Genomic DNA, 21,343 nt, shown 5'->3' with positions numbered 1-21,343 from the left:
CAGTCGGCAAGCCACGGTATAGTAACCCGTTCACGCCAAGGAGCCGCCCCATGCGCCAGAAACCCACCGTTCTCAGCCGCGAGATCGTCGCCAGCAGCCGCTTGTTCCGCGTCGAGGCCGTGCAGTTGCGCTTCAGCAATGGCACCGAGCGTACCTACGAGCGTCTGGTCGGGCGCGGCAATGGCTACGGCGCGGTCATGATCGTGGCCATGCTAGATGCCGAGCACGCCGTGTTGGTCGAGGAGTATTGCGGTGGCACGGATGAATACGAAGTGTCCCTGCCCAAAGGCCTGATCGAACCGGGCGAGGATGTGCTGGCCGCGGCTGACCGGGAGCTCAAGGAAGAAGCCGGCTTTGGCGCGCGCCAGCTGGAACATTTGACCGAGCTGTCGCTGTCGCCCGGCTACATGAGCCAGAAGATCCAGGTGGTGCTGGCCACCGACCTTTACGAAGAGCGGCTGGAGGGCGACGAGCCGGAGCCGATGCGGGTCGACAAGGTCAACCTTCGCGAACTCTCGGCGCTGGCCATGCACCCCCAGTTCAGCGAGGGGCGGGCGTTGGCGGCGTTGTACTTGGCGCGCGACCTGCTGATCCAGCGGGGGCTGCTCGAGGTATGAACGACCAGCAACTGATGCATGCAGTGGTGCAACTGGCCGGCCTGGCAGGGCAGGCGATCCTGCCGTTCTGGCGCGCCGACGTCGCAGTGACCAACAAGGCGGATGATTCGCCGGTGACCGCCGCCGACCTGGCCGCACACCGGGTAATCGCCGACGGGCTGCAGGCCCTGGCGCCGCAGATCCCGGTGCTGTCCGAGGAAGACTGCAATATCCCGTTGGCCGAGCGCCAGGGCTGGCAGCGCTGGTGGCTGGTCGACCCTTTGGACGGTACCAAGGAGTTCATCGCAGGCAGCGAAGAGTTCACCGTCAATATCGCGCTGATCGAAAACGGCGAAGTGGTGTTTGGCGTGGTTTCGATGCCGACCAGCGGCCGCTGTTACTTCGGTGGCCACGGCCTGGGCGCCTGGCGGGCAGAGGCCGGCGGCGAGCCCCAGCCGGTCCAGGTGCGTAACGCGCCGCCTGCCGATGGCCGTTTCACCGTGGTCGCCAGCCGGCGCCACTCCAGCCCCCAGCAGGAGGCGTTGCTGGCTGGCCTGGGCGCTGCTGTCGGCGAGCTGGAGCTGGCCAATATCGGCAGCTCGCTCAAGTTCTGCCTGCTGGCCGAAGGCAGCGCCGACTGCTACCCGCGACTGGCGCCGACATCGCAGTGGGACACCGCTGCGGCGCAAGGTGTGCTGGAAGGGGCAGGCGGGGAAGTGATTGGCGTGGACGGCCAGCCGTTCTGCTACCCGCCGCGCGAATCCCTGCTCAACCCCTTCTTCCTGGCTTTGCCCGCAGCGGCAAGCTGGCGTCAGGCGCTGATCCAGCTCGCCTCAGCGATGTAACACATACTGCCCGCTGAACCTCACGGCGGGCACGTCGCTGCCAGCATTGCACACCGTGGTGTCCAGGGTCAGGCGCGCACGGCCGCGGCGCTGATACAGCGTCACGAAGCGCTCCCAGGTTTTTTCGTCCGGTGCGGCGCAGCGTGCCACGGCCGTGCCGGTGACCGGCAGCGGGTAGCTGATCTGGCCTTCCTGAATGACGATATGCCCGTCGTCGATGCCCAGTTCGCGCAGGCGCAGGTGCAGCCAGCCCCAGCCCACCAGAACGGCGGCGCAGTACAGGCTGCCGCCGAACATGGTGCTCTTGTGGTTGACGTTGGCGGCCAGCGGCAGTTGCAGGCGCAGGTTCTGGCCTTGCCAATCGATGACCTGCAGGCCCATTTCACGGGTCAGGGGAATGTCGCTGTGCAGTACGTCCTGCAGGTACTGGCTGTCGCTGTTCATGGGCGGTTGTCCTCTTGGTCGTCGGGCCCGCTGTGGCCACCGTCAAAACTGAGGCCGTGCTTGCGCAGCTTGTCATGCAAGGTTTTGCGCGGGATACCGAGGGCCTCGGCCAGGCTGCGCATGGAGCTGTGCGGCTGGCCCAGTTCGGCGGCAATCAACGAACGCTCGAACTGCTCGACCTGTTCGCTGAGGTTGCCTAGCTGATGTGGTGTTGTGGGTGCTGCGGCAGCGGGAGCCTGGTTATCGAGCGCCAGCTCCAGGCCCAGGGCGAAACGCTCGGCGGCGTTTTGCAGTTCGCGCACATTGCCTGGCCAGGCATGGCGCAGCAGCATGGCCCGGTGCGCCGGCTGCAGGGTTTGCGGTGGCAGGCCGTGACGCTGGCTGGCGGTATCGGCGAAGTGCTGGAACAGCACCAGGATGTCATCCCCACGCTCGCGCAGCGGCGGTATGCGCAGCGGCGCCACGTTCAGGCGGTAATAAAGGTCGGCACGGAAACGGCCCTGGTCGGCAGACTGGCGCAGGTCTTCCTTGGTTGCGGCAATGATGCGGATGTCCAGCGGGATCAGTTGGTTGCCGCCCAGGCGCTCGACCACCCGTTCCTGCAGCAGGCGCAGCAACTTCACCTGCACGTCGAGGCTCATGCTTTCGATTTCGTCGAGGAACAGCGTGCCGCCATTGGCGAACTCGAATTTGCCGATGCGGCGCTTCTGCGCGCCGGTGAAAGCACCGGACTCATGGCCGAACAGCTCGCTTTCGACCACCGACTCGGCCAGGGCGCCGGCATTGATGGCCACGAATGGCCCCTCGCGGCGGCTGGACAAATCGTGCAGGGCGCGGGCGACCACCTCTTTGCCAGCGCCGGTTTCACCGAGGATCAGCACATCGGCGCGGGTGCCGGCCAGGGCACCGATCTGTTCGCGCAGGCGCTGCATGGCGGGCGACTGGCCGACCAGGCGGGTAGAGAGTTGCTGGCGGTCGCTCAAGGCCAGGCGCAGGCTGCGGTTGTCGAGCACCAGCCGGCGCAGGGCCAGGGCGCGGCGCACGCTGTCGAGCAGGGCTTCACTGGCAAACGGTTTTTCAAGGAAGTCGTAGGCGCCGGCACGCATGGCCTGCACTGCCAGGGGCACATCGCCGTGGCCGGTGATCAGCAGCACTGGCAGTTCGTTGTCCCGCCCGTGCAATTGTTCGAGCAATTGCAGGCCATCGATGCCGGGCATGCGGATATCGCTGACGACCACGCCAGGCCAGTCGGGCTCCAGGCGCTCGGCCAGGCCTTGGGCGTCGCCCAGGGCAACCACCTTCAGCCCCGCCAGGTCGAGGGTTTGGCTCAAGGCCTGGCGCAGGTGTGGGTCGTCGTCGACCAGCAGCACCTGGGCCTGGCTGTCGATCAGTATCTCGGGGGTCATGCCGAGGGGTCCTCCGATGGTTGCAGGTTGGCGCCGGGGGCTGCCACGCGCATTTGCAGGGTGAGCAGGGCGCCGCCTTCCGGGTGGTTGGCCAGCAGCAGTTCACCGCCCAGGGCACGCATCAGGCTTTCGCAGATGGCCAGGCCCAGGCCCAAGCCCTGGGTGCGGGTCTTGGTGGTGAAGAACGGCTCCTTGGCGTGCTCAAGGGCCTGCCGGCTGAAGCCCGGGCCATTGTCGCGGATGAACAGGTAGACGTAGTCATCGCGCTTTTCGGCACTGAGCCACAGGCGGCGCGGGTTGGCTTTTTCTGTCAGGGCATCGAGGGCGTTGGCCAGCAGGTTGCCGAGCACCTGGCGCAGGCGGGTTTCCCCGGCCTGCACCCACAGGGTGGCATCGGGCAGGTCACGGATCAGCTCCACGGCCATCGCCCGGCGGCGTTTGGCCAGAAGCGCCAGGGCGTCGTCCAGCGCCGGCTGCAGCGCCACGCTTTCCGGCGCGTGGCGATCGCGCCGGGCGAAGGCCCGCAGGTGAGCGATGATCGAGGCCATGCGCCCGGTCAGTTCGCCGATCAGCTTGAGGTTGCCACGGGCATCTTCAGTGCGCTGGTGATCGAGCAGGATCTCGGCGTTTTCCGCGTAACTGCGGATGGCTGCCAAGGGCTGGTTGAGTTCGTGGCTGATGCTCGCCGACATGGTACCGAGCACCGACAGCTTGCCCGCCTGCACGAGCTCGTCCTGGGCGCGTACCAGCTCCTGCTGGGCATTCTCGCGCTCCAGTACCGCGCTTTTCAGGCGGTTGTTGAGGCCTTCGAGGTCGGCGGTGCGCTGAGCCACACGATTTTCCAGCTCCTGACGGCCCCGGGCTTCGAAGTCGATGCGGTCGATATAGTGCCGGCGGCGTTGCATCACCAGCCCGGCCAGCAGCATCAGCACCAGCAGTGCGCCGCCACCGATGGCCATGACGGTTTGCACCGAGCGGTCGACCAGCATGCGCGGTGCGAGGATGCTGACCTGCCAGCCGGTCTCCTTGATGTCACGGGTCTGCGCCAGCCAGGCGTTCGGGTTGAGGTCCAGCGGCTGTGGCGCCTGGGTCGGGTAGGGCTGGATGGCGATGATCGCCTGGCGCTCGGCCTCGGTCAGCTCGCGGGTGGCGCGAAAACGCCAGTCGGGCCGGGAGGTGAGGATCACCACGCCGTTGTGGTCGGTCAGCAGCAATTGCTCAGGCGTATTGCCCCAGAGGGTCTCGGTGTGGTCCAGGTCGACCTTGACCACCAACACCCCGACGATGCGTTCACGGTCATGTACTGCAGCGGCAAAAAAGTAGCCGCGCTTGGCCGACGTGGTGCCTTGCCCGAAGAAGCGCCCAAGTTGCCCGGCCATGGCCTCGTTGAAGTATGGGCGGAAGGCGAAGTTACGGCCCACGAAGCTGTCGCGCTTGTCCCAGTTGGAGGCGGCCAGGGTATTGCCGCTGACGTCCATCAGGTACATCACCTCGGCACCGGTCTGGTGGGCGATGTCTTTGAGCAGGCGGTTGGCGTTGGTGACCGCTTCGAGCTTGAACGGGTCGGCCAGTACGCCACGCAGCGCCGGCAATTCGCCAAGAATCTGCGGCAGGGTTTCGTAGCGGTGCAGGGTGCCGAGCAGGTTGGCGACGTACAGGTCCAGGGTCTGGCGATTCTGCGACGCCAGTTCGTCCTGGTAATAGCGTTCGGCAAGGTGATGCAGCGGCCACAGCAAAGGGGCCAGGCACAGGGCCAACAGGGCCAGGCTGCGCCAGCGGGGACGGCGTGGGTGCGTGGGTTTTGCAATCATCGCGTAAATGCGCCAGAAGAGTCTGGCGCAATTATGCGCTACTTGAGGCAGTCGATCAGCGCCTGCTGCCAGTGCGGCAGCGTCACGCCCCATTCGCGGGCCAGGCGCGAGCAGTCCAGGCGCGAGTTGGCCGGCCGGCGCGCGGGCGTGGGGTAGTCGCTGGAGGGGATCGGCAGCAGCTCGGCGCAGGGCAGGCCACGGGCCTTGAGCTGCTCGCCGATGGCCTGAGCAAAGCCGAACCATGACGTCTGGCCCTGGGCGGTCAGGTGATAGGTGCCCCAGGCTCCGGCCCCGCCGGCCTGCCAGCGTTCGATCAGCAGGCGAGTGCTGTGGGCGATGGTCGTGGCCCAGGTCGGCGCGCCGATCTGGTCGTCGACCACGCGCAGTTGCGGTTTTTCCTGCAGCAGGCGTTGCATGGTCAGCAGGAAGTTGCGCCCATGCAGCGAGTACACCCAGCTGGTACGCAGAATCAAGTGTTCGCCCTCCACGGCAGCGATGGCCTGCTCACCGGCAAGCTTGCTGCGCCCATAGACGCCGAGCGGGTTGGGTACGTCCTGCTCGGTGTAGGGCGTGGCCTTTTCCCCGTCGAACACGTAGTCGGTGGAATAGTGAATCAGTGGTGCGCCAAGGCGCAGCGCTTCTTCGGCAAGCACGCCAGGGGCTTGGCCATTGATCGCAAAGGCGGTGTCTGGCTCGCTTTCGGCCTGATCCACGGCGGTATAGGCGGCGGCATTGATGATCAGCGCGGGGGCGAGCTGGCGCAGCGGTTCGCGCAAGGCCTCGGGCTGTGCCAGGTCCAACTGGTCGCGGCCCAGCAGGTGCACCTCGCCCAGGCCGGCCAGCTGCGTTTTCAGCGCCTGGGCGACCTGGCCATTGTGGCCACACACGAGCACCCTCATGGGAACAGGTCCGCGTCAGCCAGCAGCGCGCCGGCCTGGTCCTTGGCCGACAGCAGCGGCGCTTCCACGCCCCAGTCAATGGCCAGCTGTGGGTCATCCCAGCGGATGCAGCGCTCGGCGGCGGGGTTGTAGTAGTCGGTGGTCTTGTACAGGAAGTCAGCCGACTCGCTCAACACCAGGAAACCATGGGCGAACCCTGGTGGGATCCAGAATTGGCGGTGGTCTTCGGCACAAAGGCGGGTGGCCACCCAGCGGCCGAATGTCGGTGAGCTGCGGCGGATATCCACGGCCACATCCAGCACTTCACCCTGAACGACCCGCACCAGTTTGCCCTGGGGGTTGTCGATCTGGTAGTGAAGCCCGCGGAGCACGCCGCGCTGTGAGCGGGAGTGGTTGTCCTGGACGAAATGGGCGTCAAAGCCTGTCAGCCTGGCAAACTCGCGGGCATTGAAGCTTTCGAAGAAAAAGCCGCGGCTGTCACCGAAGAGCTTGGGCTCGATGATCAGTACGTCGGGAATGTCTGTAGCGATTATGTTCATGGCAATTTTCTGACCAGTGTACTCAGGGGTGGACCGTACCGGCCTCGTTCAATGTAGCCGCGTTGGTGCTTTGCAGCCCGGATTGCCATCATGACCGAGCGTGGACGCACGATCATCATTTCATCACTGCCACTTGTGTATCGGCTTCGGCAGTGGCGAGATAAGCGAAAAGTAAAAGAGGTTCCATCTTCATGCCCCTCAGCACCCTTATCCAGCGTTCCAGCTTGCCAAGCCCTTCGCTCAGCGAAGCCCAGGCGCATGCCTTGCTCCAGGCGCATTACGACCTGGCCGGCAGCCTGTCCCGGCTGGGCAGCCAGCAAGACCTGAACTTGCGGCTGGATACGGGCCAGGAGCGGTTCGTGCTCAAGGTTTGCCACGGCAATTATGCCCGGATGGAACTGGAGGCGCAGCATGCGGCGCTGGCGTACCTGCGCGCGCAAGGCTTGCCGGTACCTGCCGTACGCCCGGCACGTGACGGCCAGTCGTTGTTGGCATTGGACATCGATGGCCAACCGCTGCGCGCCCGCCTGCTCGATTATATAGAGGGGCAGCCGCTGACCCGCCTCAAGCACATTCAGCCGCGGCTGATGGCCGAACTGGGCGCGCTGTGCGCCCGGGTCGACAAAGCCTTGGCCGATTTCGACCACCCAGGCCTGGTGCGCACCCTGCAATGGGACCCGCAGCACGCCCAGGCGCTGATCGAGCATTTGTTGCCAGTGCTGCAGGATGCCGGGCAGCGCGCCCGCGTGGAACAGGCCACGCGCCTGGCCGCCGCAAACCTGGCACCGCTGGCGGACGCCTTGCCGAGCCAGGCCGTGCACCTGGACATCACCGATGACAATGCCGTCTGGGCCCGCGATGAGCAGCGCCAGTGGCAGCTGCAGGGCATCATCGATTTCGGTGACCTGGTGCGTACCTGGCGTATCGCCGACCTGTCGGTTACCTGCGCGGCCTTGCTGCACCACGCCGAAGGCGATCCGCTACGCATCCTGCCGGCCGTGAGCGCCTACCAGGCCCTCAACCCGCTGAGCGAAGCCGAGTTGCGCGCCCTGTGGCCGCTGGTGCTCAACCGCGCGGCCGTGTTGGTACTCAGCAGTGAGCAACAACTGGCCGTGGACCCCGACAACCAGTACACCCGTGACAACATCGCCCATGAGTGGGAGATCTTCGATACCGCCACCGCCGTGCCTTTTGCCCTGATGGAAGCGGCCATTTTGCAGGCCGCCGGCATCGAGCCGAGCCGACCGGACCTGACCGATTGCGCCCTGTTGCTGCCGAACCTAGCGCTCGAGGCAGTAACCCGCGTCGACCTGGGCGTGCTCAGCCCCCTCTGCGAAGCGGGTAACTGGGAGCAGCCTGGCTTCGATCAGCGTCAACTGACGGCGCAGCCCGCGCCTGCCTGCAGCCTGCATGGCCAGTATCGTCTGTCGCAAACCCACATCGACCGCCCCGATGAACCGGCCACCTGCGCCCTGGGCGTCGAATTGCATGTGCCCAACGGCAGCGAGGTACAGGCACCGCAGGCCGGGACCTGGCAGCGCCATGGCGATGGCCGTGGCTGCTTGCGCACGGCGCAGTGGGCCTTGTGGCTCAGTGGCCTGGAAGATACGCCCGCAGACGGCCAGGCCGTGGCCAAGGGGCAGGCGCTGGGCACCAGCTGTGGTTTTCTCAGTGTGCAGCTGTGCCTGGATGCCAGCATCCAGCCGCCCCTGTTCGCTGCACCTTCCCAGGCTGCCGCCTGGCTGGCGCTGTGCCCCTCGCCTGCAGCATTGCTGGGCTTCGATTGCGATGCCGAGCCGTTGGCCGACCCGCAGGCATTGCTGGCCCGCCGTGACGCCAGCTTCGCCCGCTCGCAGAAGCACTACTATGCAAAGCCACCCCACATCGAACGCGGCTGGCGCAACTACCTGATCGACATGCAAGGCCGCTCCTACCTCGACATGCTCAACAACGTCGCGGTACTGGGCCATGGCCACCCTCGCATGGTGGCCGAGTCGGCACGGCAGTGGTCGTTGCTCAATACCAACTCGCGCTTCCATTACGCGGCCATTGCCGAGTTTTCCGAGCGCCTGCTCAAGCTGGCGCCGGCGGGCTTTGACCGAGTGTTCCTGGTCAACAGTGGTACCGAGGCCAACGACCTGGCCATCCGCCTGGCCTGGGCCTACAGCGGCGGGCGCGACCTGCTCAGCGTGCTGGAGGCCTACCATGGCTGGTCGGTAGCCACCGATGCCATTTCCACCTCCATCGCCGACAACCCGCAAGCCCTGGAAACCCGGCCCGACTGGGTACACCCGGTCGAGGCGCCGAATACCTTCCGTGGCCGCTACCGCGGCGCAGACAGTGCCGGTGACTACCTGCGTGACGTCGATGCCAAGCTCGCCGACCTCGATGCCCGTGGCCGTCAGCTGGCCGGCATGATCTGCGAACCGGTTTATGGCAACGCCGGTGGCATCTCGCTGCCGGCGGGTTACCTGAAAGAAGCCTATGCCAAGGTCCGTGCCCGCGGCGGTGTGTGCATCGCCGATGAAGTGCAGGTGGGCTATGGCCGCCTGGGCGAGTACTTCTGGGGCTTCGAGGAGCAGGGTGTGGTGCCCGACATCATCACCATGGCCAAGGGTATGGGCAATGGCCAGCCACTGGGGGCGGTGATCACCCGGCGCGAGATTGCTGAGGCGCTGGAGGCGCAGGGCTACTTCTTCTCCTCGGCGGGCGGCAGCCCGGTGAGTTGCCGTATCGGCATGGCGGTGCTGGACGTGATGGATGAGGAGGGCTTGTGGCAGAACACCCGCGAAACCGGGCGTTATTTCAAAGCGCGCCTGCAAACGTTGGTCGATAAACATCCGCTTGCTGGTGCCGTCCATGGTTCGGGCTTCTACCTAGGTCTGGAGCTGGTGCGTGATCGCCAGACCCTGGAGCCGGCCACCGAAGAAACCATGATGCTGTGCGACCGCCTGCGTGACCTTGGGATCTTCATGCAGCCGACCGGCGATTACCTGAACATCCTCAAGATCAAACCGCCGATGTGCACCACGCGGGCCAGCGTGGACTACTTTGTGAACAGTGTGGACCGCATCCTGTCCGAGGAGCTGTAAGCATCAGCGATGCCGCTCACGTCGATTGTTATCGGCTTGGGCGGCATTTTTATTAGCCGTTCGGCTGTTTCAGGCTTTTAATGCCGATATATATCGGTTATAAAATCGCCATCCACATTGACCATCGGCCTAGGGCCTTTGCAGAGGTTACCCATGAAAACCCTCAACTCCACCCCCCGCGCCGACGGTTTCCACATGCCCGCCGAATGGGCGCCGCAAAGCCAGGTATGGATGGTCTGGCCCGAGCGTTCGGACAACTGGCGCCTGGGCGGCAAGCCTGCCCAGGCTGCCCACGTCACCCTGGCCAAGGCCATCGCCCGCTTCGAGCCAGTGACCGTTGCCGTTTCTGCCGGGCAGTACGAAAACGCCCGCCGCCAGCTCGACCTGCCGAACATCCGTGTGGTGGAAATCAGCAACGACGACGCCTGGGTGCGTGATACCGGCCCGACCTTCGTCATCAACGATTCGGGCGAAGTGCGCGGTGTGGATTGGGGCTTCAACGCCTGGGGCGGCTTCGACGGCGGCCTGTACGCGCCATGGAACCGCGATGAGGAGCTGGCAGCCAAGGTGCTGGAGATGGAGCGTTGCCAGCGCTACCAGACCGAAGGCTTCGTGCTGGAGGGCGGCTCGATCCATGTGGACGGCGAGGGCACCCTGATCACGACCGAAGAGTGCCTGCTCAACCGCAACCGCAACCCGCACCTGAACCGCGAGCAGATCGAAGAGATCCTGCGTGAGCACCTGGCGGTGGAGACCATCGTCTGGCTGCCCGATGGCCTGTACAACGACGAAACCGACGGCCACGTCGACAACTTCTGCTGTTACGTCAGCCCAGGCGAAGTGTTACTGGCCTGGACCGATGATTCCAACGACCCCAACTACGCGCGCTGCCATGCCGCCTATGAGGTGCTGAAAAACAGCCGCGATGCCAAAGGCCGCGAGTTTGTGGTGCACAAGATGCCCATTCCTGGGCCGCTGTTCGCTACTGAGGAGGAGTGTGCCGGTGTCGACCACGTGGCCGGTAGCCAGGAGCGAGACCCGTCGGTACGCCTGGCCGGGTCTTACGTGAACTTCCTGATCGTCAACGGCGGCATCATCGCGCCAAGCTTCAATGACCCGGCAGATGCCCAGGCCAGAGCCATTCTGGCCAAGGTTTTCCCGGACCACGAGGTGGTGATGATCCCCGGGCGTGAACTGCTGCTGGGGGGTGGCAACATCCACTGCCTGACACAGCAGCAACCGGCGCCGGTCAAGCGCTGACGCAACGCATCCGAAAAAGCCCGTCGCCTGACGGGTTTTTTTTCGGCCGCGACGTGCGGCATGTCGAAATGGCATATGTTTTGTATTGTTTTCAGAGGGTTAACTCGCAGTACGGTCACTCCGTTCTGTAACAATCAAGCCGTAGATTAGCCGCTCACGGGGTAAGGAGTACGTGTAGACATGAACGCAGCAAGTGAGACGGCTTTGCGCCCATTGGCAGTAAACCACCAAGCGCTGAAGACCTTGGCACATTGGTTGAAACACCATGGAAGCAATCGGGTCAGGACGACCGACCCACGACGTTTGCTGGTTGGCCGCTATCCGCAGGGCCTGATCAGCGATGCGGAGCTGGAAGCGCTGCTGGGCGTGTGGCACTGAACAGGGCAGGAGCCCAAACCACCCTCTAGAAACGCCACCGCACTTGCGGTGGCGTTTTCATTTCTGACGGGCCGAGGCCTGTTGCAACACCAGAAGCTGCACATGAGCGCGCCACTGAGGGCGCCGTGCTGAGGCTTCATTTCAGAATTGCCCTACGCAATAAAGCGACCTATCCCACCAGAGATAAATTGCCCGCCGATAGCGCGATCATGCAAGGAATTGCCCTGCACGATGGCCTTATTTTGGTTATATCGTTCTGCATTTCACGAATTTTTGACATTTGTAATCGCACGCGGCTAGGATTCGGCCAACGCCTGCTGGCCATGACCTGGCCATGCTGCTGCACAAGGCCCGCCACACGACCACTGGCGGGCCTTATCAGTTCGGATCCGCATAGCGTCGAACCTACGAAGGGGCGTTGGTTCCTGGCGTCATATTGCAGAGCGTTTTTGATTACGAAACAAGGAAAACAAGATGTTGAAAACCAGGATCAGCCTGGTCGCTTTGGCGATGATCGCCGCGACCCAGGCCCAGGCCAACGAGCAGGCCGAAAGCAAAGGCTTCATCGAAGACAGCCACGCAAACATTCTTCTGCGTAACGCTTACATGGACCGTGACAAGAAACACGGCACCAAGGACCAGAGCGAGTGGGGCCAGGCGTTCATCGGCAACTTCTCCTCCGGCTTCACCCAGGGCACCGTGGGCGTAGGCGTTGACGCCTTCGGCCTGTATGCCGTGCGCCTGGACGGCGGCAAAGGCCGTAACGGCGCTGCCGGCGTCGACTTCTTCAAGGCCAGCGACACTGCGCCGGCAAACTCGCCGCACAACCTGGCGCGTGCCGGTGCCGCGATCAAGTTCCGCGTATCCAACACTGTACTGAAGTACGGTGACATGATGCCTGCGCTGCCAGTGCTGCAGTACGACGACAGCCGTCTGCTGCCAGAGAGCTACACCGGTACCTTCATCACCTCCAAGGAGATCGAGGGCCTGGAACTGAATGCCGGCCACTTCACCCAGGAGGCGCGCAAGAGTGCCGAGGGTCGTGACAGCGGCCACCTGAAGTCGATTGATGTGTTCGGTGGCAGCTACAAGTTCACCGACAACTTCACGGCCTCTGCCTACACGTCCAACATCGAAGACGTGATGAAGAAGCACTACCTGGGCCTGAACTACGTCTTCCCGATCGCGGCAGACCAGTCCCTGACCCTGGACTTCAATGGCTACAAGTCGGACATCAACAGCAAGTACGTGCAGAAAGCCGACCTGACTGGCGACGACAACACCATCTGGAGCCTGGCGGCCACCTACGCGTTCGGCCCGCACTCGGTGACCCTGGCGCACCAGCGCAGCACAGGCAGCACTGGCTACAACTATGGCTGGTACCAGGACCGCGGTGGCGTGGGTGACGGTGGTTCGACCATCTACCTGGCCAACTCCTACTGGTCTGACTTCAACGCCGAAGACGAGCGTTCCTGGCAGGTTGCCTACGGTCTGGACTTTGGCGCCTACGGCGTTCCGGGGCTGACCTACAAGATCGCTTACGTGCGTGGTGACAACATCAACACCCACGGCTACGGCGAAGGCAAGGAGCGTGAAATCTTCAACCAGCTTCGCTACGTGGTCCAAGACGGCCCGGCCAAAGACCTGTCGGTCAAGCTGCGCGGCTCCTGGCTGCGCACGTCGGAAAGCGTTCGCCAGAACGGCTACTTCGACGACGGCAACGAAGTTCGCGTATTCGTCGAGTACCCGATCAGCATCTTCTGATACTGACCTGGCTTAGGGCTGCCCTGCAGCCCATTCGCCGGCAAGCCGGCCTCCCCAGATCCAAGTGGGAGCCGGCTTGCCGGCGATGAGGCCGGCACAGATGCACGGCATTCTGCCCCATGAGCAGGCTCTCCTTCCTTCCCGAGCCGCTTTTCGCTACAGCAACTTCCCCTGTCTCCTGTGCAAAGCTCTCGCCGCGCTCCATCAGCCACATTCACGCCTATAACTCGCTTTCGCTGATCTCACCCCCTGCGCTGATGCGGATGGTCGAGCGCAGTTCAGGCCTATCAAGACGCTGTGCACATATATCACGCCTTCGCGCAAACGCACGCCCATGTTGTCGCTGGACTTATCGCCTGCCTGACCCTGGCCGCGGGGATGAAATGCAGACCAACCGCCGCCCAGCCGGGCAGCCTTGGAATGGTGCGGCAAACAGCTAATCCACCGGTGGGTATAGTGTTGACAGTCACAAGCTTTGGTAGTTATGGTAACCACCAGTGGCGCAGCGAAAGGAGGTGATGTGAATAGCCGCGAGCTGATAGCGAGGATCGAAGCGGATGGCTGGGTCGAGGTACGGGTGAAAGGGAGTCATCACCACTTCAAACACCCAACGAAACCGGGGTTGGTGACAATCCCACATCCAAAGAAAGATCTGCTGCTGAAAACGATCAACAGTATTCTGAAACAAGCCCAACTGTGAGAAGGAGGGCCTTTCAACCGCTTGATCTCCATTGAGTCCAGCGGTTGAATCTGACCTAGCTGATGTCGATAGCTAGGGGATACATCACAGCGTCCGAGGAGGACAAATCAGTGCTTTATCCAATTGCGATTCTTCCTGGCGATGAGCAACACGCTTGGGGTGTCGAAGTTCCAGATATTCCGGGCTGCTTCTCAGCGGGTGATGATCTCGACGATGCTCTGGCGATGGCCAAAGAAGCGATCGAGGGTCACTTGGAATTACTGGCCGAGGATGGAGCGGTGATTCCTACCGCAAATAAGTTAACCGTCCATTCGGCTAATCCTGAATATGCAGGCTGCACCTGGGCAGTGGTTGATATTGATATAACGAAGTATCTAGGCAAGGCTGAGAAGCTGAATATAACCTTGCCTGGGCATTTGCTAAATCGCATTGACGAGTATGTAAAACATCATCCTGAGCAAAAAAGCCGGTCTGGTTTTTTAGCCTCGGCTGCACTTAGAGTATTGCAGGAATCCTAGTTGGGTTGTCGATGTTAGCCAGGTTCTGGGAACGAAAGACTTAAAAAGCAGATGTTTGAACAGGATGTTCGCCAGGCTCAAAGGTAGCCTGGGTCTTTAGGAGATCAGGCAGTAACTGCATGGCATGCGTGTTTAGACTGCATGCCTATGCCCGCCCCTCGTGGCGGGCTTTGTTTTTCGGGCGGCGGCGGAAGATACACATTAGGTTATTGTCAGGTGACTTCAGTACACAAGAACCGGGCGGAGAGGGGCTGTAATCACCCTCAGCGGCCACAGCCACGATGAATTACGCCACCGCTCGGGACAGGTTCCGCATCGGCGGGCCTATGGAGGGCTGGCAAATGTCACTGGCGTGAACCGCTGTGGCGTGCTGCCAACGTGTCATACCCATTGGGTAGCCGGTGAGCGTCCACAAAATGTCGGGTCTGCAGTTCAAGGACCATACTCATCAGGTGTCCCACAGGTTCAGCCACGCCCCATGCGACGGCAACCTTGTCGTATCGATTGAGTTGCTGCGCCTTTGCCAGCAGCCTTTCGTTCACGTTGCGCGACAGACTTTGCCATTTGGCGACCAGTTCCTTCATCTGATCGGCCCGCTCCGGTTTCATGCAGGGGAATCGGCGAAGCCGATCCACCAGATACATGAGTCGACGCTTTCTGACGGGAGCGAGGCCAGGGGTACTAAGGCGGACTTCCAAGGCTTCATGCATATCTTCATTTTTGTACCAAAACAAAAGCGCGAAGGTTTCTGCAACGGCCCTATCAACCTTCTCCAAAGACATTTTGGTCGCTTGCACGACCAGGTAATCCAGTTCTTGACGGACGCGCTGGTCGTGAACCGGCACATCTTGCGATGCAAACGCCCAGAGCTTTCCAAGCCGGCTATCGGGCTGAACGGTATCCAACACCTTGGATACTGGCGTTTCCTTCAGGCTGGAAGCCTGAGGGCTACAGCCTTTGTCAGGGGGTACGGTCTTGCTCTCGCGCTTCATCTAGGATCAGCCTCAGACAACTGGTTACATTGGTGTCGCGTGGTGGTGCTCGCGCTATGGTGTGTGATACCTGGGCTGCCGGCCTTGTATAGGTCTGTTCCGGCCGCACGCTCGCCCAGAATTGCCCGGTGAAACCAGACCACATTTAGACGCCCCTGCACAGGTCAATGCCGAGGCCAAGTCGTTCATCTATATGGTGGCACCAGGAGTCGAAAAACGATATAACTTTATGATTTAGTTATAATTTACCTTCATTAAAATCTGCTGCTATCTCTTCACGTACCCTTACAACATTCTACATAGCGCGATCTTTCGGGTCGATGGAGCCGGAAAGTGGGTAGGATTCGGGCCTTTGCGTTGTTGCTAATTTGAATAATACGAAAGTATGATGGCAAAAAAGTGGCGCCTTGCCTTTAATTAAAGGATCTGACGATTTTTTTATCCTGTGCTCATCTAAGCTTGTGGCAAGAGTTTTTCAAAGGATCGTGAGTGTAGAAAGTTATTCGTTGATTTCTATGGATTTGCTAAGGGACTTTGATGTCGATGAAAGAGCCTAGACAGAAGAGAGAGAGTCAGAAGATATCAATTTATAGCATCAAGAAGCCAAGTGAGTTCGATGTTGACTCGATTATTAGAAAGGGCTTTTTGAAGGTGTTCGAGGGTGAAAATAAAGTAGTCCTTCTTTTGAAAGACAAAAAGGCTACACCATCTTGGTCTAAGCAGCTAAATAAAGAATTTGGAATATCTGAAGTAAGTAACGTGAGCAATAGTTTCATGCTTCTCCAAAACAGAGGTAGTGAGTTGTATGCTGTCTGTGGTGGGTATGCTTTTAAATACCTAAAAGATCTTTATCATGATGATTTTGGTCTTGAGGTAGCAGTTCGATTGATAACTGATGCGGACAGCATAACTTCCTTTCATCAAAGAGCGCTGAGTGGTGCTGTTAAGCAATTGTATTATTCGGTAAAGGGTTATAATCCAAATTTTGATACTGAAAATTATTCTAGGATGTTGCGTTTTGTGGAGGGCGAGTCGAAGTTTGAAGGTAGGAAGTATAAGGTTTCTGGAAGATCATCTTTAGTTATTCGTACGGAACGAGGTCTCAGACAAATAGAAGATGTAATAGCTGATATTGAAGACGTTTTGAGCGGTGAGCCGAAGATTAAGTTTCCAAGAACGTTTAAGCAGGTTTCTGATCTAGCTTTAAAGGCCAGATTAGATGCTGATTTCACTAGCGAATTAGCAGAGTTTCTCCGCGTTCCCGGTGGTGAAACCACTATCTCACTAGAGCTCGATGACTTTATAAAACAAAATAGTTGCGAAAATTTCAAGGCGAACTTTAATGGTAAGTCGATTGTCCTGAGTTCTCTGGATATAGACGAACTAAAAGATAAACTTCATTCAAAGATAGATGCTGCAAATCTCGATGCAGATAACCTTTTGAAAATTAATTTTACTGCTAAAAACGAGGATGGGGAGTCGATTTTAGAGCGCGAGCCTATCGAAAAGATTTGTGTTTATGAGCAGTCGGTTGATGGTCAGAGCTTCATAAGGTTGGGGGGTAGGTGGTTAGAAATATTGGATGATATTCAGAGTTACATTGATGAGGAGATACATCAGATCGAGGTCAGGCGTGGCATACTGCCTGATTGGAATAAGCAAGTCCACAAGGAAGAAGGGGAATATAATGATTTTGCGGCTCGTGAGAAAGGATTTCTCTGCACTGATGCGGATTTTGTCTACTTAAAGGGCGGTCAGAACAAATTGGAATTGGCTGACATGTTTGATAAGGCAAGCAAAACGTTTTATCACGTAAAAAATACTTGGGGTAGTAAATCGTCTTATTTCTTCAGTCAGGCTTCGGTTGCTATTGAAACATTTAAAAAGAGTGCATTGTTTCGCGAAAATATACGGAAAAAATGGCCCGACGAGTTTCCAGCTACTTTTAAATTAGGGAAGTCTATTGTAGTGATCGCTTTTGCAATCGCCGAAGATAAGCATGCAGGATTTCCAGGTAATCTCTCCTATTTCACAAAGCTGAGTCTTGTGAATAATATAAATAAGATGATTCAGTGTAATGTCCAGGTGGTCCTGACTCCAATAAAGCTTATAGCTTGATATGATGCATCAAGGCCTGGCGACTTAAAGTGGATTAAGTCGCCTAGAGTTTTTTCTGGTGTGGCTATATAGTCCTTTTTATGACGGAACTGCTTCCATCGCTTAATGTTATTGTTTCAAAGTCTTGGAAAAGCGAAGGTGCGTCTTGCTTTACAATTTTTAGGATTTGACTTGACACATCCCGCATCTCCCAGTCACCTTCGATCGCCCCTCTAGTAATTAGGAAGTGCCTCAGTGCTCTGGCGTTTGCCGTGAATACTAATTTTGTTTCAATGGCGTTTGGGAGTATTGATCTTGCAGTTGTTCTGAGTTCTCGTAACTTTTCTTTGTTGGAGAAGCTGTTGCTTATAGATAATATCTTTGCACTCGCGATGAGTTCTCTATATAACTCGACTGATGAACGCATTGCTTGAAGCCACTTTTTATATAAAGGAGAATCTTTTTTTAGGGATGGAGGTGCAACAAAGTCCGCGTCAGACTCGTCGTAATACTGCTGTGAAAGCTGACTATACGAAAAGCCAGCGCGATGTCGCACAAGTTGATGGGTAAAACCCCGTGATACACCTGATACGATGAAAGTCCAACTTGCATGCTCGAGCACACTACCATGCCCGCTATCAATGAGGTTGAGTATGTATTCCTGATTGCTTCTAGGCGATTGACGTTGACCAAAAGACATATAGCAAATTCGCCCTGAGAATTCGACTAAGTCATCGCTGCATTTAGAGTCAGTCGTTCTTTGCCACACCATTTTTTCAGAATCTAGGAATTCTTGAATTGCGTCAAAGTCAATTGAACTTTTTGCAATGGATCTCACGATAGGGCTTGAGACTTTCATTCTGTCTCCTTATGGTCAGGTGCAGGTGCAGGTGCAGGTGCAGGTGCAGGTGCAGGTGCAGGTGCAGGTGCAGGTGCAGGTGCAGGTGCAGGTGCAGGTGCAGGTGCATCAGTTACGGACGGCTTTTTTTCTAGCTGGCTTTGCAGAATTTTTATCTGTTCTTCCAACTTTTTGATGGCTTCGCCATTTTTTGATTCGCTGTGTTTATTTTCCAGAAGACCTGTTGTAACTGGAAGTAAGCTCGGTACAACGATCGCTAGGATTGCGAAAGCTAACGACAAGAATACCAGCGCGGTGATGAAGTGCGTCCATATCACTCGCTTGATATAGTCGTACGACCTTTCTGAAATGTTTGCGAAATCTTTTGAAAGTTTAGATAGCTGCGTTAGGTTTGCACCGGTGCCTGGCCCTTTTTGATAGCCAGAGGAAGGAGCATTTAGCCTGAACAGGAGCAGAGTTGCTACGACAGAGCTTGGCTCCATTGGAACTGCGTCTTTACCCATGTTAATGAGACAAACCGTGAGTTTCCCACTATAACCTGGATCGATATGACCTGGGTTGGTCATGATGATGCCATTCTTTGTCAAAGAGTTCGGAGGTAAGAGAATTCCTCCGATGTCTTTGCTTAACTGCATGTTTTCAGATAGTTCGATAATTATCGTTTCCCCTGCTCCTACACTGCACTGGTGTATCGCTAGGTCGGAAAAGTTCTGAACTTTGTTTATTTCTTTAATTCTGTCCGGGATATATATTTTTCCGGCAGTCAGATCGATAGAGGCGGATTGGATCTGCCGGTGATCGAAAAGGCGGCCGAAATCTATTTCTCCGGAGAGTACGGCTGTTCGGATCTCAGCGTCAGTTAATAGCAAACCAGGTCTCCAAAGAACTAGCTCAAGATACTCTTATAGTAAGTGAATGTTGATTTTTTCAAAAGGCTCACAGCTCCCGCACCGTACGTCATCCAGGCCGGTCTGTTTTGCCGAACTCCCAGACCTATTCCCCACGTCATCCCGCCAAGAATGCTGAGTGTTATCAGGGATCAAGGCCCCTGCGACCTGTGGGGAATGTCCACTACACGGGACTGGCGGCTCCTTACGTCCGGGAGCAAGGGCATCTCATGATCTGGTCTCCTGAGCACCGTTACCGGTGGGCGGGTGGAGGCTGCATTGGCTGACGAGACCAGTGCCGCGAGATCCTGAGCCGGGTGAACGCAGCAATGCGATGACCGGGGCATGCCTGACTGTCAGTCAGGTGCAGTCCATTCCCTGGTCTGCGGCACCATCATCTGCATGGCTGTTGCTTGTGACATCGGCGTTTGTCACGCCGATTGTCACGAGTGAAGTTGCCGCAAAGCCAAATGCGATGAGGGCTGCAGCAGTGTTAGACGCGCCCGTCTCTTTCCAGGAGAAAGAGACGGGCGCAGGTTGGCGCACGCGAAATGGCCAAGCGGATAGGTTGCTGCTGAGCAGATGGGTAGGGTGGTTGCCGCAGGGGCAACGATATTGAGTTGGCATCATCACATGGGTAGTGACCGTACGAGCTGCCGGACGCGAATCGTACTTGCGGGTGAACCACCGCGGGAGCGGCGTGACCTTTAAGGTTCGGGCCACCTGGGTGCTGTCATCGACAGCTCTTGCGACTCCCGGTCTACGCTTGTGGACAATATTCGTCAAGCAGCGCGATATCAGGGATTTAGCGCCTGTGGATAAATTTATCCCCCGATGGACATCAGTGGTTTTCCACAGACGTCAGCTGTGCCAGCAGCTTTTTTCTTAGGTATGGGCAGCCCGTTTGAAAGGCCCCACGCGGAGGAGCTTCATGCGGTGCTGTGGGTAACTTCACAGCGAGTTGATGCGGTGGTGCGGCGGGCTACTCGGTCCTCTTGGCACTGCGAAGGCGCGTGACGTTCTCGCCCGTCTGCTTGGCAAACTCATGCGGCGTCACATGGTCCTCGCGGTTCGCCTCCAGAAACCGACTCCACCAGGTCATGATCATCCGGCGCTCTTCGAGGAACTCGGCCTTGTGGGTATAGGCGGCCCGCACGTTGTTGCGTTCCTTGTGGCTCATCTGTCGCTCGATAGCCGTCTCCGACCACAGCCCGGACTCGACCAGCGCGCTGCACGCCATGGCTCGGAACCCGTGGCCGCAGATATCCACCTTGGTGTCGTAGCCCATCGTCCTGAGTGCGGCAAACCCCGGCCCCAAATGAGGTCGAACTGATTTCAGCGGGCGAGAGAAACACGATATTTCAGGGTCAAACCGCGAAACATTTCTAATTCCGCCAGCCGCAAGCCACTGCGCTAGATTCCCTTCTCCTGGCATCCATGCCGTCCCCAATCCAGCATCTCGCCGTGGGTACACCGTTGAAAAAGTTTGCGTTTGTGAGTGCAGCTGCTGAGCGTGAATACAAAGACCTTCCCAAAGACGTTCAGGACGATTTTGGTAAAGACCTGCGACGCATCCAGTATGGCCAGGACCCAGAGCGGCCGATCACGTCGTTGTCCGAGGCGGTAGGGGCGGGTGCGATTGAGCTCATCATCAACGGCAGCCCTGCATTCCGATGCGTGTATGTGGCCAAATTTGCAGACATGGTCGTCGTGTTGCATTCGTTCGTAAAAACGACCAACAGGTCCGACCGGCACGCGATGCAGGTCGCCGAACAGCGGATGAAGGAGTTGAAGCAAGAACTGAGAAAAATGGGATACAGGGTTTAGCTGCCAGGCGTTTGGGTGATCACGATCTGGGGCGGTGACCCTGCATCGTTTGAGGGCAGGGTCAGGGTTGTGCGAAAGCCGAGCTTGTCCAGCATGTCCATCATGGCGTCCAAGGTGAATTTCTCGATCTTGCCATTTGCAAGCTCGGATATGCGGGATTGGGTTACGTTCAGCTTGGCTGCGGCATCATGCTGTTTGAGGCCCATTTTTTTGATGCAGTCAGTGATGAAAATGGACAGGTCCATTTTCAAGGCCATTTTGCTGGCGGTATCTGCGTCGTGGGTGGCGTGGAAAGGGCTTTCGTGGAATTGAAGCGCCATTGGCTTGCCTCGGCAGAAATATCTAAAATTTGCGATAAATCGTAGTGGGGATTGGTTGGCTAGTCAAAGCGTTTGTGTTGGAGGGTGTGTCTGTTTGTGAGCTGGGCTG

The 21,343-nt window shown here is 58.6% G+C and carries 19 protein-coding genes and 1 pseudogene; 10 read left to right on the top strand and 10 right to left on the bottom strand.

The window, feature by feature from the left end:
- Positions 1-50: 50 nt before the first annotated feature.
- Both nudE and cysQ read left to right on the top strand, forming a co-directional pair.
- Positions 51-617: an ADP compounds hydrolase NudE gene (gene nudE / locus OSW16_RS25645; protein ID WP_241805538.1), complete on the top strand. Its 567-nt coding sequence runs from the start codon at positions 51-53 to the stop codon at positions 615-617.
- The gene (gene cysQ / locus OSW16_RS25640; RefSeq protein WP_267819441.1) at positions 614-1,441 is read left to right on the top strand and encodes a 3'(2'),5'-bisphosphate nucleotidase CysQ; all 828 of its coding nucleotides are present in this window, start codon (positions 614-616) and stop codon (positions 1,439-1,441) included. Before nudE ends, cysQ begins: the two co-directional genes overlap by 4 nt.
- Here cysQ and OSW16_RS25635 read toward each other — a convergent pair.
- From OSW16_RS25635 to rfbC, 5 genes are read right to left on the bottom strand one after another with little or no spacing between them, the layout of a single operon-like run.
- Positions 1,430-1,885 (bottom strand): YiiD C-terminal domain-containing protein, encoded by a 456-nt coding sequence (locus tag OSW16_RS25635; RefSeq protein ID WP_267819439.1) that lies wholly within the window; start codon positions 1,883-1,885, stop codon positions 1,430-1,432. The two genes, cysQ and OSW16_RS25635, sit on opposite strands and share 12 nt — an antisense overlap.
- The gene (locus tag OSW16_RS25630) at positions 1,882-3,291 is read right to left on the bottom strand and encodes a sigma-54-dependent transcriptional regulator (protein WP_267819437.1); all 1,410 of its coding nucleotides are present in this window, start codon (positions 3,289-3,291) and stop codon (positions 1,882-1,884) included. Before OSW16_RS25630 ends, OSW16_RS25635 begins: the two co-directional genes overlap by 4 nt.
- Positions 3,288-5,102, bottom strand: a complete 1,815-nt coding sequence (locus tag OSW16_RS25625; RefSeq protein ID WP_267819435.1) for a sensor histidine kinase — start codon at positions 5,100-5,102, stop codon at positions 3,288-3,290. The genes OSW16_RS25630 and OSW16_RS25625 overlap by 4 nt, the downstream gene beginning before the upstream one ends.
- Before the next feature lie 38 nt (positions 5,103-5,140).
- Positions 5,141-6,001, bottom strand: a complete 861-nt coding sequence (gene rfbD / locus OSW16_RS25620; RefSeq protein ID WP_267819433.1) for a dTDP-4-dehydrorhamnose reductase — start codon at positions 5,999-6,001, stop codon at positions 5,141-5,143.
- Positions 5,998-6,540, bottom strand: a complete 543-nt coding sequence (rfbC, locus tag OSW16_RS25615; RefSeq protein ID WP_012316701.1) for a dTDP-4-dehydrorhamnose 3,5-epimerase — start codon at positions 6,538-6,540, stop codon at positions 5,998-6,000. Before rfbC ends, rfbD begins: the two co-directional genes overlap by 4 nt.
- A gap of 191 nt (positions 6,541-6,731) precedes the next feature.
- On the opposite strand from rfbC, the gene OSW16_RS25610 reads away from it, so the two are divergent.
- The 6 genes from OSW16_RS25610 to OSW16_RS25585 all read left to right on the top strand — a co-directional run bounded on the left by OSW16_RS25610 (position 6,732) and on the right by OSW16_RS25585 (position 14,252).
- Positions 6,732-9,632, top strand: a complete 2,901-nt coding sequence (locus tag OSW16_RS25610) for an aminotransferase (protein ID WP_267819431.1) — start codon at positions 6,732-6,734, stop codon at positions 9,630-9,632.
- A gap of 153 nt (positions 9,633-9,785) precedes the next feature.
- Entirely contained in the window at positions 9,786-10,892 is a 1,107-nt protein-coding gene (gene aguA, locus OSW16_RS25605; protein ID WP_267819429.1) for an agmatine deiminase, read from the top strand.
- A 180-nt stretch (positions 10,893-11,072) separates the two neighbouring features.
- Positions 11,073-11,270, top strand: coding sequence for a hypothetical protein (locus OSW16_RS25600; RefSeq protein ID WP_241805553.1), 198 nt, complete (start codon positions 11,073-11,075; stop codon positions 11,268-11,270).
- 474 nt (positions 11,271-11,744) lie between these two features.
- Positions 11,745-13,034: an OprD family porin gene (locus tag OSW16_RS25595; protein ID WP_267819426.1), complete on the top strand. Its 1,290-nt coding sequence runs from the start codon at positions 11,745-11,747 to the stop codon at positions 13,032-13,034.
- 520 nt (positions 13,035-13,554) lie between these two features.
- The gene (locus OSW16_RS25590; RefSeq protein WP_267819423.1) at positions 13,555-13,734 is read left to right on the top strand and encodes a type II toxin-antitoxin system HicA family toxin; all 180 of its coding nucleotides are present in this window, start codon (positions 13,555-13,557) and stop codon (positions 13,732-13,734) included.
- Positions 13,735-13,844: 110 nt separating this feature from the next.
- Positions 13,845-14,252: a type II toxin-antitoxin system HicB family antitoxin gene (locus OSW16_RS25585; RefSeq protein ID WP_267819421.1), complete on the top strand. Its 408-nt coding sequence runs from the start codon at positions 13,845-13,847 to the stop codon at positions 14,250-14,252.
- Between the two features lie 344 nt (positions 14,253-14,596).
- Here the strand turns inward: OSW16_RS25585 and OSW16_RS25580 are convergent, their stop codons facing one another.
- A complete protein-coding gene (locus OSW16_RS25580; RefSeq protein WP_267819419.1) occupies positions 14,597-15,244 on the bottom strand; it encodes a hypothetical protein in 648 nt (215 codons plus the stop codon).
- A gap of 537 nt (positions 15,245-15,781) precedes the next feature.
- On the opposite strand from OSW16_RS25580, the gene OSW16_RS25575 reads away from it, so the two are divergent.
- Complete coding sequence (locus OSW16_RS25575; RefSeq protein ID WP_267819417.1) at positions 15,782-17,362, top strand: TIGR04141 family sporadically distributed protein; 1,581 nt, start codon at positions 15,782-15,784, stop codon at positions 17,360-17,362.
- Between the two features lie 64 nt (positions 17,363-17,426).
- Here OSW16_RS25575 and thyX read toward each other — a convergent pair whose 3' ends face one another.
- From thyX to OSW16_RS25560, 3 genes and pseudogenes are all read right to left on the bottom strand, one after another.
- A complete protein-coding gene (gene thyX / locus OSW16_RS25570; protein ID WP_267819415.1) occupies positions 17,427-18,200 on the bottom strand; it encodes an FAD-dependent thymidylate synthase in 774 nt (257 codons plus the stop codon).
- Complete coding sequence (locus OSW16_RS25565; RefSeq protein ID WP_267819413.1) at positions 18,197-19,069, bottom strand: dCTP deaminase; 873 nt, start codon at positions 19,067-19,069, stop codon at positions 18,197-18,199. The genes thyX and OSW16_RS25565 overlap by 4 nt, the downstream gene beginning before the upstream one ends.
- Positions 19,070-20,069: 1,000 nt before the next feature.
- A pseudogene (locus OSW16_RS25560) lies at positions 20,070-20,390 on the bottom strand (tyrosine-type recombinase/integrase); the annotation flags it as partial.
- 173 nt (positions 20,391-20,563) lie between these two features.
- Here OSW16_RS25560 and OSW16_RS25555 point away from each other — a divergent pair.
- On the top strand, positions 20,564-20,914 hold the full coding sequence (locus OSW16_RS25555) for a type II toxin-antitoxin system RelE/ParE family toxin (RefSeq protein WP_267824126.1): 351 nt from the start codon (positions 20,564-20,566) through the stop codon (positions 20,912-20,914).
- Here OSW16_RS25555 and OSW16_RS25550 read toward each other — a convergent pair.
- Complete coding sequence (locus OSW16_RS25550; RefSeq protein WP_011953230.1) at positions 20,911-21,234, bottom strand: helix-turn-helix domain-containing protein; 324 nt, start codon at positions 21,232-21,234, stop codon at positions 20,911-20,913. The two genes, OSW16_RS25555 and OSW16_RS25550, sit on opposite strands and share 4 nt — an antisense overlap.
- Positions 21,235-21,343 lie beyond the last annotated feature (109 nt).

The organism is Pseudomonas putida, assembly GCF_026625125.1.
In the GTDB taxonomy this organism is placed as follows: domain Bacteria; phylum Pseudomonadota; class Gammaproteobacteria; order Pseudomonadales; family Pseudomonadaceae; genus Aquipseudomonas; species Aquipseudomonas putida_X.
Note: the sequence above shows the minus strand (reverse complement) of the source record. Positions and strands in the feature narration are given on the sequence as shown.